The sequence below is a fragment of the Moraxella oculi genome (genome assembly GCF_023336735.1).
GTDB lineage: Bacteria > Pseudomonadota > Gammaproteobacteria > Pseudomonadales > Moraxellaceae > Moraxella > Moraxella oculi.
The window spans coordinates 1-335 of record NZ_JAMBAQ010000071.1 but is presented as its reverse complement, the minus strand read 5'-3'; the positions used below and the strand labels follow the sequence as shown (position 1 = coordinate 335).

Annotated in this window: 1 protein-coding gene; it reads right to left on the bottom strand. The window is 37.9% G+C overall.

What is annotated here, in order from left to right:
- Positions 1-112 precede the first annotated feature (112 nt).
- A partial coding sequence (locus M2R47_RS09425) for a hypothetical protein (protein WP_249102552.1) occupies positions 113-335 on the bottom strand: 223 nt, incomplete at its 5' end.

The following is a 335-nucleotide window of genomic DNA, read 5'->3' as shown; positions in this document are numbered from 1 at the left end:
GGGGTGGCGTTTTAACCACATGGTTTTTAAATCAATGGGCAGACAAAGACAGGCAAATTCCGACCCAGGCCATCATAGGCATTGGCTTGGCTGGTGGTTTTTTGTCAGGCGATCAAATAAGACCAGAATAAGTGGTCACATGAAGAATGGAATGGGTGGTCATTTGAGGTGGAATGTGCATAAAAAATTCATAAATATCAAAATAATATTTCCTATCTAACTCAATTGATACAGCTATACTTATCAAAAAAGGTGCGATAACAAGCATTTTATTTTTGACACTCATGTTTTTGTTCCCCTCTAAGATTGTGAGATACACAGCTATCATATATCGC